Below are 18,058 nucleotides of genomic sequence, written 5' to 3'. Positions count from 1 at the left end.
ATTGTAAGCATCTTAAACAATCCGTCATTTGGATTAGAGGAAATTAAGTCTGAAGTGGCCGCGATTGAAAGTGCCATCTTCAATCCATCGTTTGGGTTAGAAGAAATCAAATCAGAGATCATTAACATTGAAAGCATATTAACAAATCCTTCTTTTGGCTTAGAAGAAATCAAATCCGAAGTCGCCGCCATTGAAAGTGCCATCTTCAACCCATCCTTTGGCTTAGAGGAAATTAAATCTGAAATTCGATTCATTAGTTCTTTCTTTGGTCTTACCCAGAATCTAACTACGGGTCCATTTAAAGCTACTTCAGGAGCTCGGTTATTTATAAAAGTTTTGAATAATACCACCACACCTAAAACAATAACTGTAAATGTATATAGATTTAACCCAACTACAGGTGTTAGGGAATGTGTAGGAACTAGAACCGTTACTATACCTGGATGTACAGTTACTGAACTATCTACTACCAATTTTAATAACAACGATAATCTTGAAGTACAATTTTTGGGAATGATGCCTGGTATATATGGTTATGTTACCTCTGCTACAGCTGATGCATCAATGACCTTTAGAAGTGGTGATCTATTACCTATTATGGGGGATTGCGTACCAACATTTACAACCTGTGCACCACTAACGATAGAAGTTCCGTGATTAGGTTTTGTTTTTAAAAAATAGTAAACCTTAGCAACTTAATTAAAGACATTGCTTAAATATATAAGAGCTCATCCCCCTGGATGAGCTCTTGTATTTAACACGTAAATACTTCTTTTGAGTATATATATAAAGGAATAAAAAATGAGGTGGTACTCTTGATAGGCATTAGTCTGTGCATGATCGTAAAAAACGAAGAAAAAATGTTGGGAGCCTGTTTAGAAAGTGTAAAAGACCTTGTGGATGAGATTGTAATTATTGATACAGGTTCAGAAGATAACACGAAGGAAATTGCCCGGCAATTTACTGACTTAATTTATGACTTTGAATGGGTCGGTGATTTTGCTGTGGCCAGAAATTTTGCTTTTTCAAAAGGAGCAAAAGACTATTTAATGTGGTTAGATGCCGATGATGTATTATTGCCCGAAGACAGAGATAAATTTCTCAAGTTAAAACAATCCATGAGTCCAGACGTTGATGTTGTCATAATGAATTATAACCTGGGAGTGGAAGAGGATGGTAAGGCTAAAGTTCAATTTAGAAGGGAACGGCTGATTAAAAAAGACCGGAATTACTCTTGGGTAGAACCTGTCCATGAATATGTGGAATTTAACTATAGCCATAACATCCTTCAATCGGATATTTCCATTTCGCACCGGCAAAGAACTAACCGAATAACCGATCGAAATTTAAAAATTATTGAGAGTATCTTAGAAAAAAAAGGTGTTTTGAACTCCAGACAACTGTACTATTATGGCAGGGAGCTTACAGCAAATAAACGGTTTAAGGAAGCAACTATTGCATTTGATGAGTTCCTGCTAAAAGATAATAATCAATCCTCTTCCTTTTACTTAACAACATTTCAGGACCTATACCACTGCTACACCGAATTAAATGATAAAGACAAGGCAATTAAATCCCTTTTACGAAGCTTTGAATATATTCCCCCTCGAGCTGAAATTGTCAGCAAAATTGCCTATTTTTATAAGGAACAAGGAAAGATAACCAATGCCATATCTTGGTTTCAGATTGCCTTAAACCTTACGAAACCAACGGAAGACCTCGGCTATATTGCGAATGATCTATGGGGATTTATACCGGCAACAGAGCTGTCTACTTTGTACTTAACGCAAGGTAACATTAAAGAAGCTGTAGTTTATTTAAAAAAAGCAGCAGAATTTAACCCTTCCCACCCTATCCTTCAAAAATTATTACTTTATATAAAATATAAAATCGGCCAATTTCCAGAAACGAAGACACTTACGAGTTAATAAGATTGAATTATAAGGGGATTTTTGTTCAATTTCCATCCAAACACATTTTTTCAAAGGGGGCGGATAGAGTTGATAAGTGTCATAATGCCCGTATATAACGCTGAAAAATACTTGGCACAATCGATAGAGTCCATTCTCAATCAGTCTGTACAAGACTTTGAGTTCATTATCATCAATGATGGGTCAACAGATACAAGTGAGGATATCATCCGATCCTTTTCCAGCGAAAAAATTAAATACTTCTCCCAAGAAAATGCTGGTGCAGCCTCTGCAAGAAATAAAGGAATTGATTACGCATCCGGAAATTTTATTGTTTTTCAAGACGCGGATGATCTATCCTTACCAAATCGATTCGAGGTCTTACTAAGGCAATTTACCTCTCCCAATATTGGAATTGTTCATTCCGATATGCTAATTATGGATGAAAATAATTCTCCAGAAGCCTATTGGCAAGCGCGAAATATGGAAAAAAAGCGGATGTTAAGATTCTTTCTTAAAGTGGGCACTTATATTAATGGAGCTAGCATGATGCTTCGAAAAGAAGTTTTTAATAAGTTGAGATATGATACAACATTAAAAATTGGGGAAGATACAAATTTAATCTTACATGCACTTAGGACCTGGGATTCCCTACATGTTCCCGAACCATTATATTTCTATCGAAAACATTCTACAAATACCACACTGGAAACAGATGATGATACAGTAATTTTACACATTCAAAAAACAATTAATGAACACTCCATTGAAGATCTAATCCCAGAAATTGATTGGAAAAACCATCAAGTTGATGAAAATCTATCTATAGCCTTTGCGATTCTAGCATTATTGTTATATCGAAGGGAAATCGAAAAAGAAGGATTGAATTGGTACCAAAAATCATTACAACTTGCCAGAGGAACAGCAACTGAAAATTTTGTATGGGCAATCGGAGCGATCATAACAAGAAATCTACCGGTAGCATTACAACTATTAAATTCCTATGAAAAAAAGGATCACATTTTAGAAAATTACATTGGAGAAACACTCGCATTAATGGGGGAAAAGGATTTAGCTTTAATCCATTTTCAAAATTCTTTATTACAAAATCCTGATTATATCGAACCAATCGATAATATTAGGAGTCTAGGAGCTTTAAAATCATATAAATTACTTGACATCACCTGGATGAAATTATATTCAACTAAACAGTGAATATAAAAAAAGGGAATCTAAAGACCTCCAAAACGGTCTTGTAGATTCCCTTTTTATTATTCAGTTTAAATTTTCATCCCATTTGATTAAGTTTGGCTGTTCATCAAGTATGGATAATATTTGTTCCTTTGAACCATATTTAAATTCCGGATCCAACTCTAGATATCGTTCAAATTTAGATGCTCTTTTTGAATAATTTGCCCAGCCATAATGCTTTAATCTCATTGGAGATAAATCATAGGGCTGTAATAAAATATTATGTGGAAACCTGCCACAATGTTGGGCGGTTTCTTTCCATTGGTAAGGAAAATCTTTTTGGTATCTTAACAAAAAAGGACGAAAAGTTTTATGGGCGCACCACAACTCATCATCACGATAATGGTCCATATCCCAAAAATCATACAAACGGAAACAGCAAACATCCGTTTTATTTTGATTTATTAAAGATCTTACATTAAATCGGAACTTCTCCTCAAACATTTCATCTGCATCTAGATTTAGAATCCAGTCAGGATTGGTTTTTAACGTTTCTTCCCATTGCTGCTTCCTAAGCTCGATTTCATTTGAGAATTTTGAAGTAGGATTCCTTATTAGATGGATAGGAATTCCATCAAGAGCCTCCAGGCAGATATCTACAGTATCATCTGTACTGCCATCATCTATAATGACAGCTTCATCAATATATTGTTTATGTTCCGTTAGGACATTTTTCAGATAATTATTCGCTTCATTCTTAACAACCATTGAAAGTGTTAATTTATTATTAGAGCTTTTAAAATATCTTACATATTGATTTCTTCCTAATGGAGTTTCATTTTTACCAATAAAATTAGAAATTCGACCTAAGTCGGATTCTCTATAGATATGAAAGGCAGGATAATGAGTATCGACATAAAGGTTTAATCCTAAGGCAACAGCCCTTATACAAAAATGTCGATCCTCCCCCGCAAAGGAGACATTTTTTATTCTGCTGAAACTCACTCCTTTTTGAAGGGCATGCCTTGAAATCAATGTGCACGCACCTAAGCCTCCAACCTCATAAACACCCGGAGTCTTTAAACTGTTAAGGAATTCGAGCATGGATTTATGGATATCCTCAACTGATTGTTTCTCATTGCCCTTATAATAAAAATTGTATTCATCCTGTAACCACACTTGGGGTAATTCACTTCCATTACCTCCAAAATCTGTCCAAAATATTTCCGAAATAATATCTTTTTTGGTTCCTATTAAATGTTGAATCGTTTTTGGATGAAGTAAAATATCCGAATCAATTAAAAATAAATAATCATAATCATTTTTTAGAGCAAACTCGATTATTTGGTTTTTAAATTCTGCGACCTTCCAAACCAAGCTGCTATTCCATATATGTGTACCCTTTTCATTACTGGTAAACAAATCATTAGAATGAGAGGAAATGAGTGTGACTCCTTCATTTTCTTTAGAAAACTGATTCAATAAGTTTGTAGATTCCACATCGATGTTATCGTCTATAAAAAAGTAATCGATCTGTAAACCTGTTGAATCAATTTTGGGTAAATAAGCAAGAAATTCTTTTAAAATATTTGCTTTACGATGGATTGGACTCCCGATTAAAACACGGTAATCTTCCAAAGGATACACCCCCAGACTTTTTTCCTTTTCCATCTTATTCAATAATTTTTTTTTCGTTGATTGTCTTAGGACTATTTCAGATTAGCCCAACGTAAAATATTTTTCTTAATTATTGGAAATCTTTAATTTGGTATTTAAAACAAATTTAGCCGTTTCACTTTAGGGCTATTTTCAATATCTTATTACATAGAAATTTTTGGGTACTAAACGCATTTTTTTAAGATTCAAGGTATAAAAAAGATTAGGAGGGCTATTATGCCGGTTAGTTTAAATGAAGGTAAGGAATGGATTCAGAGCATTGTTAAAAAGCTGGTCACTCAATGTCAATTTAATTCGATTTTAGATGTAGGTGTTGGAGCAGGAACCTATTCTAACTTACTCAGATCTTCCTTACCGCAAATGGAGTTTATCGGTGTAGAAATTTGGGAGCCGTACATTTCACAATATGACTTAACCAATAAATACCATCATATTATTAAGGAAGATATCCGGAAGTATACTCCCGAAAAACAATACGCCTTTACTTTTTTAGGCGATGTTTTAGAACATATGACAAAGGAAGAAGCAATTGATGTTTATCAAAAATTATTACACAATAGTGAATTTGTAATCATTAGTATTCCAATTGTTCGCTGTCCTCAGGGTCCTTATGCAGGGAATCCTTATGAAACACATGTTAAAGAAGATTGGACCCACCAAGAAGTTCTGTCCACTTTTTCAAATCTATTATTCTCTTACACAGCACACCAAATCGGGGTGTACCTTGGAGTAAATCCTCATTATCATTCTGCTGAAGAAGTAAAAAATTTGCTCACGCAACAGTAAGATAAAAAAATCGGGTGGGTGCCTGTCACCACCCGATTTTTGTCGAACACACTCCACTTTATTCTTTGCCCACTGGTGACTTCAAATGATCCTGACAAAGGTCAATAAAAAAAGAACCATTGGTTCCGACGACCGCATAGTGGATGTCTTTTATTTCTAATCTTCTTGTTTTTAACTGTTGTTCAAGCCATGGTTTGGAATACGGATCATTGAGGTTTTTATCAATAACTACTCCGTCCATGATCAGTTCTACCGGAAGGCTGTTTTCTTGATGAGGCTGATCTAGATTAAGATCCTTTTTGGTGACAGGCTGAAAAGGTGATTTTTTTAATACCGATAAGTTGCCACTCACCTCAAGTAAGGCAAACTCCACCTCAACAATATCAAAGATTCCCTGCTCCCTTAGTTGCAGATTCAAATGATCGAGAGTGTATTTTATTTTCTTCATATTTGAATCCAAAAGCTTGCCATTTTCGATAATGATGGTTGGCTGTCCTGACAGCCAGATGCGAAGACGTCTGCTATTGGCAGAATAAGCAGACATGATTAAGTAGAGAAAAATAAGTGTAAGAAAGGCTGCCAACATCGGATAAAATTTGAGATTGGTATCAAAGCCCATGTTTGCAATAAATGAACCTAACGTTATAGACAATGCAAAATTATAATGGTTTTTATGAGCATTTACCTGTTTGCCAATACAGTAAGTGACCACCATTAGAATAATATAAGAAACAACTGTACGTAAAATTGCTAAAATCACAACATGCTCCAACTCATTCATCCTTTACAACGGTACTCATGAAGTCATTATTTGCTGTTGCTTACGTAATCATGCACAAAAAACACTATGTGGAAATTCCGCATAGTGCTTGTCACCTTTTGTTTTATTTCTTATTCCCCTTCGACTTGAAATGCTTAAATTAAAACCTATTTGAGGTAAACAAACCAAACTTAGGAATCCAAAATACGTACCGAGGTGAGGATTGTTGTCTATATAGAAATGAAACGTTCTCTGCCATCGTTAGTAAACTCCAAGGAAATACCGTAACAAAATTGGTTAGATTTCTATTTTTGGATACTCCAATTCCTTTAATTTGAATAAAGACTTTTTGTAATAATAAATAAGTACCTGGAGATAATTTTCTCCTTTAACTGCAGTAAAAGGATTTGGGCCTTCTGCTGTCATTTCCATAATTATGGGGCCGGTATAATTGATTTCCTGTAATGTTTTGATTTGACCTTTTATATTTGAATGGCCGTTTCCGATGGCCTGGCGATTTGAATCTGCTACATGATAGACACCTAATTTATTTCCAGCTTTTCTTAATGCCTCGCTTGGGTCAGCTTCTTCAATATTCATATGGTAAGCGTCTAATAAAACTAACAAATACGGACTATTTACAGCATCAATCAGTTTTAAAGCTTCATGGCCGGTGACAATTTGATGATTTTCATAACGATTTAATACCTCAAATACAACTTCAATATGTAAAGCTTCTGCTTTCTCTAGTATAGTTTTTGAGCTCTCGATGAGAAGTTTCCAATCCTTTGAAATATCTCCACATCCGGTTATTTTACCAACCTTTCCATGTAAACAAATCCTATTTGCCCCTAATTTTCTAGCCCAATCCAATAAATCTAAAAAGTATTGAACGGCCTTTTGGCGAATATCTCCATTTATACTAGAAATATCCACATTATCGGGTGTAACAGATAATACCTTTAGCCCATATTTAGATACTAAGCTTGCTAGTTCATCGGGATCTTGTGTGAGGTCTCCCTGAACTTCAACACCATCTACCCCAATTTCCTTCGCTACTTTGCACTTTTCTTCCAAAGGGATATCTCCAAAAGTCCATAAACATAAACCATACTCTCTATTCATTTTTTCTACCTCCCATTCATTATTTCTCTATTATTTTATTTATCTTAGAAAGTACCTCATCTGCATTTTCTTTCGTAATGACATTCGCACCGGAATCAATTCGTTTATCGACCGTTTTTCCGTTAAGTGCTTTAACGGCTGCATCTACGGCTAAATAACCAATCTTATAAGGATCTTGCGCAACCTCAGCTTTTAATCCGCCGGATTTAATCGATTTGAGACCTTCTGATGTTCCATCAAAACCAACCACCATTACCTGGCTGTTTTTCGCTTGAACGGCACGTAAAGCACCCAATGCCATGTCCTCACTCGTCACGAATACGGCTTTAATATCTGGATTGGATTGAAGGATATTTTCCATTACATTCATTGCTTTTGACCGGTCACTATCTGCTGGTTGAACGGTAACGACATCAATTCCAGCCGCTTTTATGGCTTTCTCTGCTCCATTGGTTCGGTCATCGTGGGTTTTATCCCCCAAAGCACCACGGATGATTGCAACCTTATCTCCTTTTTGAAGATTATTTGCTATAAAATTCCCGCCGTTTTGACCTGCTACAAAATTCCCTGTACCGACAAAACTAACCTTTTTCGGATAGGCCGCATCTGTATCAGCGAAAATAACAGGCATATCATTGGCTTGTTGAAGAGCGCTAAGCACGGTCGCAGGTTGGCTTGGTGCTATAACCAATGCGTCTGCCCCATTAGTAATTTGATCTTCAATTAACGAAACTTGTTTTTCTACCTCCGTTTCAGCGGCAGGGCCCATTACATCCACAGTAACTCCAGCTTTTTTACCTGCATCCATCGCTCCTTGTTGAACCAATTTCCAATACTCACTATTTAATGCTTTCAGAACAACAGAAACTGTCTTTTTACCACTTGAACCTGACTTAGTGGTAGATTTACTTGCCTCAGAATTACCGCAGCCACATAAAATTAATCCTGCCCCTAAAACACTTGTTAAAAAGACCCCGCTAAGTTTCTTCATCCTTCTCTGCCCCCTTAATTCGGTATGTTTAAGGGTAACCGGTTAACCTAAACAAACCCAAACAACAACTTGTTTTTATAAGATTAAAGCAATAAATACAATCATTAATTTAAGGTAACCGATTACCCTATTAAAAAGAAGTTTATACCATTTTTAAAACGTTTTCAATATTAAATTTGGAAAATATTAAAATTTCAATCTTATTAGTTTCCTATTATTCCTAGGTGATTGCTTATTTCAAAATAAAAAGAAGATGACTTAAATTAAACTTTTAAGTCATCTTCTTTTATACTCATTTTGCAATTCACTTATTTGGATTCCCGACCTGCACAGTTGATTCACGAATAACAAGCTCTGGCAGTAAAACTACCCGTTGTGTGGTTCTGCTGTTTCCTTCAATTTGCTGATTTAATAAATCTACAACGTGGTGACCAATATCTCTAAGGGGTTGCTTTACTGTGGTTAAGGAGGGATATACCACTTCTGATAGGTCGGTATTGTCAAAACCAATCACCGAAAGATCATGTGGAATTGTTAACCCTCGTTCACGTGCAGCTTGCATAACTCCGACTGCTAATAAATCATTACATCCAAAAATAGCGCTTAAATGTTTCTTTTTATCTAGTAATCTTCCAGCGTTCATCCTTGCCCATTCCCTTGTTGACTCATCACACACCACAATGAGATCTTCATCAGGTTTTAATCCTGCATCAATCAACGCTTGTCTGTAACCTTTTATCCGTTCTTTGCTGCTTCTATCTCCTTCAGCAATCACGCCAATTTTTCGATGCCCAAGCGATAGTAAGTAATCCGTTACCTGATAACCGCCTAAAAAGTCATCGACTGTCACACTGTCCATAGGAAGAGCCGGAAGATCTTGTGCAATAGTGGCAAGTGGAAATTTTTCTTTTATTAATTCTTTTAAAAGATCAATGTTTTTAAATCGGGCGGCTACAATAATTCCATCCACTTGCTTTTGTTTTAGAAGCGTAATATATTTTAGCTCCCGTTCCGGATTGGTATCTGTATTGCACATAATAACGCTAAATCCGAGTTCTTGCCCACGTTCCTCAATATACTTTGCATACTCTGCAAAAATGGGATTAGATAGGTCTGGAATCAATAATCCAATCGTTTGTGTACTTTTCCCTTTTAATGCAGATGCAATCATACTTGGCTGGTATTGTAACTCGTCCATTACTTTTTGAACTTTCTGTTTCGTTTTCTCACTTATGGAACCTGTATTATTAATGATTTTTGAAACTGTAGCCGTTGAAACACCAGCTTTTTTTGCAACATCATAAATAGTTACTTTCATTTTATATACACTCTCATTATCAATTTAATTTTTAACTAGCAGAATTTATAAGGTAACCGATTACCTTAATTATATCTATATTCTGAATATAAATAAAGTTTTTTCAATAAAAAAGCTCAAACCCCTGAAACTAAGGATTTGAGCCTGGCTTTAAAATACTTTTATATCTTATATTTATCCTGCGATTGAAGCAGTTTCCTGTAATAGCACAGGTGCCCCAGTTTCAAGTGACTTTTTAGCCGCTTTTGCAATTACTTGTGCCTGCAAACCATCAAAACCCGTGCAGCTTACCTCTTGATTTAATAGAATGGCATTCGCAAACTCTGTTACTTCATCAATGTACGCTTGGTTATAGCGCTCTAAGAAAAAGTACAATGGTTTATCTTTTGAAACATGCTCTGCAGTGGAAACCTCCACATTTGTCGCCCGATTATTATCGGCCTGTGCAGCCCCTTTTTCGCCAAAAATTTCAAGGCGCTGGTCATACCCGTAAACAGCTTGGCGGCTGTTATCAATTACACCAATTGCACCGTTTGCAAACTTCAAGGTAACAATGGCGGTATCAATATCGCCTGCTTCTCCAATTTCAGGTGACACCAGCACTGCGCCGCTGGCATATACTTCTGTCACTTCGCTGCCCATAACGTAACGAGCCATATCAAAGTCATGGATGGTCATATCCATGAACAGCCCGCCTGATGATTTGATGTACTCAACACCTGGCGGCTCAGGGTCTCGAGAAGTAATCCGTAAAATATGCGGCGTGCCAATTCCCCCATCTTGAACAATTTGACGAACTTTACGGAAGTTCGGATCAAAGCGGCGGTTAAAGCCCACTTGCAGTTTAACACCTGCTTTTTTGACAGCCTCAAGCGCTTCTTCCGTTTCTTCTACAGAGAAACTAACTGGTTTCTCACAGAAAATATGTTTTCCGGCAGCTGCAGCTTCTTTGATGATCGTTGCGTGTGTATTAGTCGGAGAACAGATAAATACCGCATCAATTACAGGGTCATTCAAGATATCATGATAATCAGTTGTCAAAACCTCGATTTGCTTTTCCTTAGCCCATGATTCAAGATGATCGATGACTACATCTGATACACTTTTAACTTGAATTTGAGAAATGCCCCTTAAATTATCCACATGTAATTTTCCAATTCTTCCTGCGCCGATAATTCCAATATTTAAAGTCATTGACTATTTCCTCCCCTTTTTTCGATTGAGATCATAAAGTATTTAGGGCAGACTCACCTTCTAATGATCCTTATGCTCAACCCTGAACATTTTTTTATGTAAGGCCGCCGCATCGAAAAATGGACAGCCCTTTTAATTATCATCATTTCTTATTTAAATCTCTTACTGACTCCCGTTCCACTAACGTTGGAGTCAGCATAATCCGACGCCCTTGCATTTCAGGATTTTCAATGGATTCCAGCAGCTGCCCAATGGCATAGTGTGCCAATTCATTGATAGGCTGGGCAATCGTTGTTAAACCAGGGTCAGCTATTTGTGCATGAACCGTGTTATCAAAGCCAATAACAGATATTTCATGCGGAACGGATATATTTGCTTTCCTAGCTTCCTTTAAAAAGACCGCTGCAATTAAGTCCGTAGAAGCAAAAATCGCGGTGGGCTTTTGTTTCATTTGTAAAATCTGTTTGGCCGCTGATTTTGCATCTTCTATTTTTGATTTAGCATGAATCACTAAATGATCGTCCAGTTCAATTCCTTCATCAGAAAGTGCCTGTTTAAAGCCCTCCAAACGCAGGCGACCGCTCGGCCGTTCTATTTCAGTAATCATTGCAATATTTCGATGCCCATGATCTAGTAAGTATCGACCGGCAAGGTATCCACCTCTTAAATCATCAGTAGTAACAACATGTGAAGATAAAGCAAGATGGGCAATGGAAAACATCAGGAGCGGAATATGCCGGTTACGGAGCTTTTGAAAGGCACTCACATCTTTTGGTTCTGTCGCTGTAATAATACCGTCCACTTGCTTTTTTAACAGAAGCTCCATATAATCTTGTTCTCGTTCCTTTTGATAATCCGTACTGCACAAAATAATCGTGTAATCCCTCTCCCGGGCATTATTTTCTAATGCCCGAGCAACCTCGGCAAAAAAGGGATTGGAAATATCAGGTACAAGCACTCCAATGGTAAACGTCTTCTTTCCGGTCAACGCAGCAGCCAAACTACTCGGCTGGTATTCGAGCTCCTCCATGATTTTCATGACCTTTTTTTTCGTTTTGTCACTAATATGTCCTGTATTATTGACCACTTTCGAAACAGTGGCAATGGAGACACCCGCCTTCTCGGCTACATCGTATATGGTAGGTTTCATGTATGTTCAATCTCCTCAAATGATCCTTTTCTACTATTTTAGCACGAAGAAATCAGCGGGTTTAGTTCTGCCCCTTATTTTGAAATCTTTTGTAAAAAGTCTAACTTCTCTTTTGCATTATCTTTTGTGATTACATCTATACCACTGTCAATTCGCACTTTAATCTTTTTCCCTTTAATTGCATTTACAGCATTTTTAACTCCTTCATAGCCCATATTATAAGGACTTTGTGCAACTGTTCCAGCGAGATGTCCATCTAAGATTGACTTAACCGCTTCTTCTGTTCCGTCAGTACCAATAATTTTAACATCAAGCCCTTTTGCCTCAGAAGCACGCACAGCTCCTAGAGCCATATCATCATTGGCAGAAAATACACCTTTAACATCGCCATTGTTCTCAAGAATATTTTCCATTACGGACATTGCCTTTGTCTTATCACTGTCAGCAGGTTGTTGAGCAACGATTTGAAGACCAGCCTTTTCTAGCGCTTCCTTTGCACCTTTGATCCGCTCATCCGTAGCAGGGTTACCGAGTGCTCCCTCAATAAGAGCTACTTTATCACCCTTTTTCAGCATCTTAGCCAGTAATTTCCCGCCTTCTTGACCTGCGGTATAGTTATCCGTTCCAATAAAAGTTGTTTTCCCATCAAACTTTGCATCGGAGTCCACTAATAGAACCGGCACCTTTTGTTTAACAGCATTCTTTAAGGATGGAATCACCGTATCAGGCTGAATCGGAGCAACCACTAGTGCACCTGGTGACTGACTTAATTGATCCTCAATCATATTTACTTCTTGCATAACTTCAGATTCTGAATTTGGTCCTACAACCGTTACGTTTACACCAAGCTCCTTACCAGCAGCCTTTGCTCCCGCTTCAACATACTTCCAATAAGGGCTTGATAATGTTTTTAATACAACCGATACGCTTTCATCCCCACCGCCAGAACTTTTACTCGTACTGCTTGAGCATCCGGCAACAAGTGCCATACAAGATACTGCTACTGCTGCGCTAAATAATTTCATTTTTTTCATTCTCGAATACCCCCATTGTATACTTTTGAATATTACACTTTGAGATCTGAATTATTTCTTTTTACTTTTACGTTGGCGAATGACGTCAACATATACAGCTGCGATAATGACAGCACCAATTACTGTCATTTGGAAATCAGAAGAAACGTTTAACAGGTTTAATCCATTACGGAGAACAGCAATAATCATAGCTCCGATTAAAGTGCCCCAGACAGTTCCTACACCGCCAAGGAAGCTCGCACCGCCAATAATAACTGCGGCAATCGCATCTAGTTCATAAGAAAGTCCTGCAAGAGGGAATGCAGAGTTAACACGTCCCACCATTACAAGCCCGGCAAGTCCTGCCATTAGGCCGCTGATGGTGTATACAATCACTAAAACACGGTCAACTTTAATACCGGATAAGCGGGCAGCTTCAGGATTGCCGCCGATTGCATATATGTAACGCCCTGTTTGTGTTCGAGTTAAGAAAATATGGAAAATGATATATACTGCAATGACAAGGGCAAAGCTAATTGGAATTGGTCCGACAAATTCCTGTCCTAAAAATTGAATCGCATACGGGAAGCCCGCAATTGGTGCAGCAGCGGTGATGATTAAGGCAATACCACGAGCAATATTCATAGTACCTAAAGTAGAAATAAAAGGATGTGGCAAGTGTAACTTGGTTAATAACAATCCGTTGATCCAACCGAATCCGGCTCCGACACCAAGACAGACGAGAATACCAATGACAGGATTCATACCCATATTAACGGTCACAACCCCCATCAGCATGATTGCGATGGCAAGAATCGAACCAACAGATAGGTCAATCCCGGCTGTAAGTATAGGGAGCAGCATCCCAATAGCCAAAAGTGAATTAATTGAAGATTGACGTGCAATATTCATTATATTATTGACTGTTAAAAACTTATCGGATAAAACAGTAAGGACAGCAACCAAAATAATAAGTCCAATGAGGGGACCAAACTTACTTAAGTAACGTTTTAACGAACTCTTTTCTTTGACTGTTTCTTTTTCTGTTTGCACTGCAACTTGACTCATTTTATCAACCTCCTGTAGCCGCTTTCATTATTCGTTCTTGTGTAGCTTCTTTAATTGGCAGATTAGCTGTTATTTTTCCTTCGCTCATGACCAGAACCCTGTCACACATACCGAGAATTTCCGGTAAATCGGATGAAATCATCAGCACAATGGCACCGTTTTCAACCAACTGATTCATTAATCGGTAAACCTCTACTTTAGCACCAACGTCAATTCCACGTGTAGGTTCATCGAAGATAAATACTTTCGCTTGTGTACAAAGCCATTTAGCAATGACAACCTTTTGCTGATTTCCTCCACTTAGATTTCGGGCATGTAGATCGATATTACCTGGGCGGACTTTCAATTCTTTAATAAAATCTTCCGCTGTATTACGCATCCCCTTTAAATCAAGGAGCTTTGTTTTCTTTCGAAAATTCTTCATACTTCCCATTGCAATATTAAAATCCAGCGGCATATCCAGTAATAGACCCTCACTTTTTCGATCCTCTGTAATAAAAGCGATTCCTGCATCAATGGCATCGCGAGGCGATTTAATCTTGACCTTTTTCCCATCAATCGAGATTTTGCCATTTTTACTTGGGTCTGCTCCGAAAATTGCTCGGGCAAGTTCTGTACGGCCCGCTCCAACAAGTCCGGCAATTCCAACAATTTCGCCGTATCTTATTGAAAATTCAACAGGCTCTTCCGTTCCTTCCACCAGCATGTTCTCAACTCGAAATCCTTCTTTACCCAGAGTAAAGGATTGCTTCGGGAACTTCTCATCTAACGAGCGTCCTACCATTAATTCAATCCAATAATCTGTTTCAGTCGTTTTCACCGGCAAGGTGTCAATTTTAAATCCATCCCGAAGGATTGTAATCCGGTCCCCCATCGCTCTTATTTCTTCAAGGCGGTGCGAAATAAACACAATGGCAATCCCTTTTTCTTTTAGCTGTTCTACACATAGATATAACTGCTCCACCTCTTGAGCACTTAAACTGGATGTAGGTTCATCCATAATAATTAGCTTCGCATCTAAAGCAAGCGCTTTTGCAATTTCCACAAGTTGTTGCTGGCCAATCCCTAGATTCCCCAGCCGTTGGTCCGCGAGATCAGGACTTTGGCCAAGCATTCCTAAACAGCGCTTTGCTTCCTCCCGCATCGCTTTGTGGTCAAGTAAGGACATCTTCCCCCCGCGCTTTACCTCTCTTCCCAGAAAGATATTTTCATAGACCTTTAATTCGGGAATCACATTTAGTTCCTGATAAATGGTGGCGATTCCTAATTTCATAGAATCAATAGGTGTATGTAAGTGAACCCGACTGCCTTCCCAATAGATTTCACCCGCATCCATTTGGTAGGCACCTGTTAAAATTTTAATTAACGTTGACTTTCCTGCCCCATTTTCCCCTAGCAGCACATGAACTTCACCAACTTTTACATCTAAATCGATTCCTTTAAGAACGTGGTTTTGATCAAAGTTTTTTTTAATCCCTCTTACTTCGAGGAGGCTTGCACCCATATTCTGACCCCTTTCTAGTAGTCTTTTAACCAAAGTTGAGAAAGCGTTTTCCTAATAATTTAAATTATAATCAGATAACTCGAATAATTCAACAAATTTTTAAAAATTTTCTAGAATTTTTTAAATAAATTTCCCAATTTAACTTAAAAATCTACCAATATCGATAACAACCAATCAAATTCAGTCATAATCAATAAAATATCAATCAGTTCCACTTAGAAATTTTAATGTTAGCAAGGAAAGCCTTTAACTAATACCATTAAAAAAGAGCACTCATTGTGTGCTCTTTTTTTAGCTTAGCGAAATTTGCCTGTTGATTCAATTAAACTTTTGTTAAGACAGAATTATGATGAAGGGATTCATAGGCTTTTTCCAAATAACATGCCATTTCCTGCGAATGGTCTGCATTGTATATGGGTTGTTTATTTTCTATGATGCAGTCATGAAAATGCTCCACCTGGTTTAAATATTGATCATCTTTGAATCTTTCAAAAAGAATGACATTCCCATTATCATCACGAACAGTTATTTTTCCAAATCCGTCATCCGAAACATCAGGGCGAAAAGAAGAGTCAACAGTAACTGCCCCTTTGGGACCAATAATTTCATAGCGGTTAATAAATGGTAACTCCATGGAGGCAGAAACTTCTGCTGTTCGATTTTGCTCATCAATCATTACACAAGTGGAGGTGGTATCAACTGCTAATTCCGGATGGATTTTTCCAGTCATGGAAATTTGCTTAGGGGTAAACCCGACAATTTGTGTAACTGCGTGCAAGCCATAACACCCAACATCACGCATGGCCCCTCCGCCTAGTTCCCGGTTTAAGCGAATGTCTCCATTATCATCAAGCATCCAAGAAAAATGTGCTTTAACATGGCGAAATTCCCCGATCACACCTGATTGAATAATCTCTTTTAACCGTTTATGCTGCCTGTGAAATTGATACATGAATGCTTCCATAAATACAACATGATTTAGTTCAGCTGCTTTTTTCATGTCAGCCATTTCTGCCTCTGTTAAGGCAGCGGGTTTCTCGAGAAGGACATGCTTTCCAAGATTCATAGCCTTTACCGCCCACTCCGCGTGAAGTGCATTTGGAAGTGGTATGTACACAGCATCAATCAATGAGTCATTTAAGAGCTCCTCATAGCTTTCATAAATAACAGGCACCTCAAACCGTTCCGCTTTTCCTCTGCTTTTTGATGCGACTGCCGTTACAACAGCACGCTCCGAACGTCGAAGTGCTGGTACCAGCTGATCATAGGCAATATTGGCAGCACTGATAATTCCCCAACGGATTTTTGACATTATGATTCCTCCTCTTCATCATTTGTAACATTTGGCAGATCTCATTTAAAGTATAAGTTAAGCGTTTTCCTTAAATCAATAATATAATAAAAAAAGACCAAGAAGTATATATTTTCATATATACTTCTTGGTTCCTTCTGATGACTTAGTAATCGGTGGCTTCGTTGAACTTCTGAAAATAATTTCAGGAAATAAGATAATCCGCCTTTTCGATTCATCTTTTCCTTCTATTCTTCGAATTAATAAATTAATCACTTCACGTCCCATTTTTTCGATTGGTTGTTTTACAGAGGTTAAAGGCGGGTCAACACTAGTTGCTAAGAGCGTATTATCGAACCCAACAATCGATAAATCATCAGGAACCTTAATCCCACGTTCCCGTGCTCCTTGGAATATTCCAACTGCTAATAAATCATTACAAGCAAAAATAGCCGTTGGCCGCTTTATCAGACCAAGTATTTGTTTAGCAAGTTGCTTACCACTTTTGACCGTAGAATCGCTAACCAAAACCAAACTCTCATTAAATTCCAATCCAGCATCCTGCAACGCCTTACGATATCCACGTATCCGTTCTTTACTACTCCGTGTTTTCTCCGCAAAAACTGCAATTTTCTCATGACCAATAGATAATAAATGATTCGTAACCTGATAACCACTTAAAAAGTCATCCACGCTTACACTATCTACTAACAAAGAAGGTATGTCTTGGCAAATAAGAACAATGGGCAATCCTTCATCTACTATTTCCTTCAAAATAGTATCATTCTCAAACCCGCCTGCCAAAATCAATCCATCGATACTATTATTTTTTAATAGCGAGGAATATTCTATTTCCATTATTGAATCATTATCTGTACTACACATGACTACCCGATAACCCAATTCATGTCCACTGTGTTGGATATTTCTTGCGATTTCTACAAAGAACGGATTGTCCATATTTGGAATAAGAATACCTATGGTCTTGATCTTCTGAACGCTTAAAGGCGGGGTTTTACTACTCAATTCATCAAAGACTACTTTAGCCTTTTTTCTTGTCATATCCGCTAATCTTTTCAT

Annotated in this window: 16 protein-coding genes; 4 read left to right on the top strand and 12 right to left on the bottom strand. The window is 37.6% G+C overall.

Features of this window, described 5'->3' with window-relative positions; all coding sequences use genetic code 11:
* From M028_RS31620 to M028_RS0122385, 3 genes are all read left to right on the top strand, one after another.
* On the top strand, positions 1 to 657 hold a 657-nt coding region (locus M028_RS31620; RefSeq protein WP_197031457.1), incomplete at its 5' end, for a hypothetical protein.
* Between the two features lie 158 nt (positions 658 to 815).
* The gene (locus M028_RS30815) at positions 816 to 1,928 is read left to right on the top strand and encodes a tetratricopeptide repeat-containing glycosyltransferase family 2 protein (RefSeq protein ID WP_197031456.1); all 1,113 of its coding nucleotides are present in this window, start codon (positions 816 to 818) and stop codon (positions 1,926 to 1,928) included.
* A 72-nt stretch (positions 1,929 to 2,000) separates the two neighbouring features.
* Positions 2,001 to 3,125 (top strand): glycosyltransferase family 2 protein, encoded by a 1,125-nt coding sequence (locus tag M028_RS0122385; protein WP_026575834.1) that lies wholly within the window; start codon positions 2,001 to 2,003, stop codon positions 3,123 to 3,125.
* A 60-nt stretch (positions 3,126 to 3,185) separates the two neighbouring features.
* Here M028_RS0122385 and M028_RS0122380 read toward each other — a convergent pair whose 3' ends face one another.
* A complete protein-coding gene (locus M028_RS0122380; RefSeq protein WP_442852801.1) occupies positions 3,186 to 4,748 on the bottom strand; it encodes a glycosyltransferase in 1,563 nt (520 codons plus the stop codon).
* Positions 4,749 to 4,994: 246 nt separating this feature from the next.
* On the opposite strand from M028_RS0122380, the gene M028_RS0122375 reads away from it, so the two are divergent.
* The gene (locus M028_RS0122375; protein ID WP_026575832.1) at positions 4,995 to 5,564 is read left to right on the top strand and encodes a class I SAM-dependent methyltransferase; all 570 of its coding nucleotides are present in this window, start codon (positions 4,995 to 4,997) and stop codon (positions 5,562 to 5,564) included.
* Between the two features lie 58 nt (positions 5,565 to 5,622).
* Here M028_RS0122375 and M028_RS0122370 read toward each other — a convergent pair whose 3' ends face one another.
* The 11 genes from M028_RS0122370 to M028_RS30810 all read right to left on the bottom strand — a co-directional run bounded on the left by M028_RS0122370 (position 5,623) and on the right by M028_RS30810 (position 18,058).
* Complete coding sequence (locus tag M028_RS0122370; protein WP_442852800.1) at positions 5,623 to 6,336, bottom strand: DUF421 domain-containing protein; 714 nt, start codon at positions 6,334 to 6,336, stop codon at positions 5,623 to 5,625.
* Between the two features lie 285 nt (positions 6,337 to 6,621).
* Complete coding sequence (locus tag M028_RS0122365) at positions 6,622 to 7,449, bottom strand: sugar phosphate isomerase/epimerase family protein (RefSeq protein WP_026575830.1); 828 nt, start codon at positions 7,447 to 7,449, stop codon at positions 6,622 to 6,624.
* A gap of 19 nt (positions 7,450 to 7,468) precedes the next feature.
* On the bottom strand, positions 7,469 to 8,440 hold the full coding sequence (locus M028_RS0122360; protein ID WP_026575829.1) for a sugar ABC transporter substrate-binding protein: 972 nt from the start codon (positions 8,438 to 8,440) through the stop codon (positions 7,469 to 7,471).
* Positions 8,441 to 8,744: 304 nt separating this feature from the next.
* Positions 8,745 to 9,758: a LacI family DNA-binding transcriptional regulator gene (locus tag M028_RS0122355; protein WP_026575828.1), complete on the bottom strand. Its 1,014-nt coding sequence runs from the start codon at positions 9,756 to 9,758 to the stop codon at positions 8,745 to 8,747.
* Positions 9,759 to 9,932: 174 nt separating this feature from the next.
* The gene (gene iolG / locus M028_RS0122350) at positions 9,933 to 10,952 is read right to left on the bottom strand and encodes an inositol 2-dehydrogenase (RefSeq protein ID WP_026575827.1); all 1,020 of its coding nucleotides are present in this window, start codon (positions 10,950 to 10,952) and stop codon (positions 9,933 to 9,935) included.
* A 142-nt stretch (positions 10,953 to 11,094) separates the two neighbouring features.
* Positions 11,095 to 12,102 (bottom strand): LacI family DNA-binding transcriptional regulator, encoded by a 1,008-nt coding sequence (locus tag M028_RS0122345; RefSeq protein WP_026575826.1) that lies wholly within the window; start codon positions 12,100 to 12,102, stop codon positions 11,095 to 11,097.
* A gap of 74 nt (positions 12,103 to 12,176) precedes the next feature.
* Positions 12,177 to 13,136 carry a sugar ABC transporter substrate-binding protein gene (locus tag M028_RS0122340; RefSeq protein ID WP_026575825.1) on the bottom strand — a complete coding sequence of 320 codons (960 nt, stop codon included), beginning with the start codon at positions 13,134 to 13,136 and terminating at the stop codon, positions 12,177 to 12,179.
* 51 nt (positions 13,137 to 13,187) lie between these two features.
* Entirely contained in the window at positions 13,188 to 14,183 is a 996-nt protein-coding gene (locus M028_RS0122335) for an ABC transporter permease (protein ID WP_026575824.1), read from the bottom strand.
* A 4-nt stretch (positions 14,184 to 14,187) separates the two neighbouring features.
* Positions 14,188 to 15,687 (bottom strand): sugar ABC transporter ATP-binding protein, encoded by a 1,500-nt coding sequence (locus M028_RS0122330; RefSeq protein ID WP_026575823.1) that lies wholly within the window; start codon positions 15,685 to 15,687, stop codon positions 14,188 to 14,190.
* Between the two features lie 322 nt (positions 15,688 to 16,009).
* Entirely contained in the window at positions 16,010 to 16,999 is a 990-nt protein-coding gene (locus M028_RS0122325; RefSeq protein WP_035424540.1) for a Gfo/Idh/MocA family protein, read from the bottom strand.
* Positions 17,000 to 17,113: 114 nt separating this feature from the next.
* On the bottom strand, positions 17,114 to 18,058 hold the full coding sequence (locus M028_RS30810; RefSeq protein ID WP_051591197.1) for a LacI family DNA-binding transcriptional regulator: 945 nt from the start codon (positions 18,056 to 18,058) through the stop codon (positions 17,114 to 17,116).

The organism is Bacillus sp. UNC438CL73TsuS30, assembly GCF_000482325.1.
Lineage (GTDB): Bacteria > Bacillota > Bacilli > Bacillales > Cytobacillaceae > Neobacillus.
This window is presented reverse-complemented; position numbering and strand designations above follow the sequence as displayed.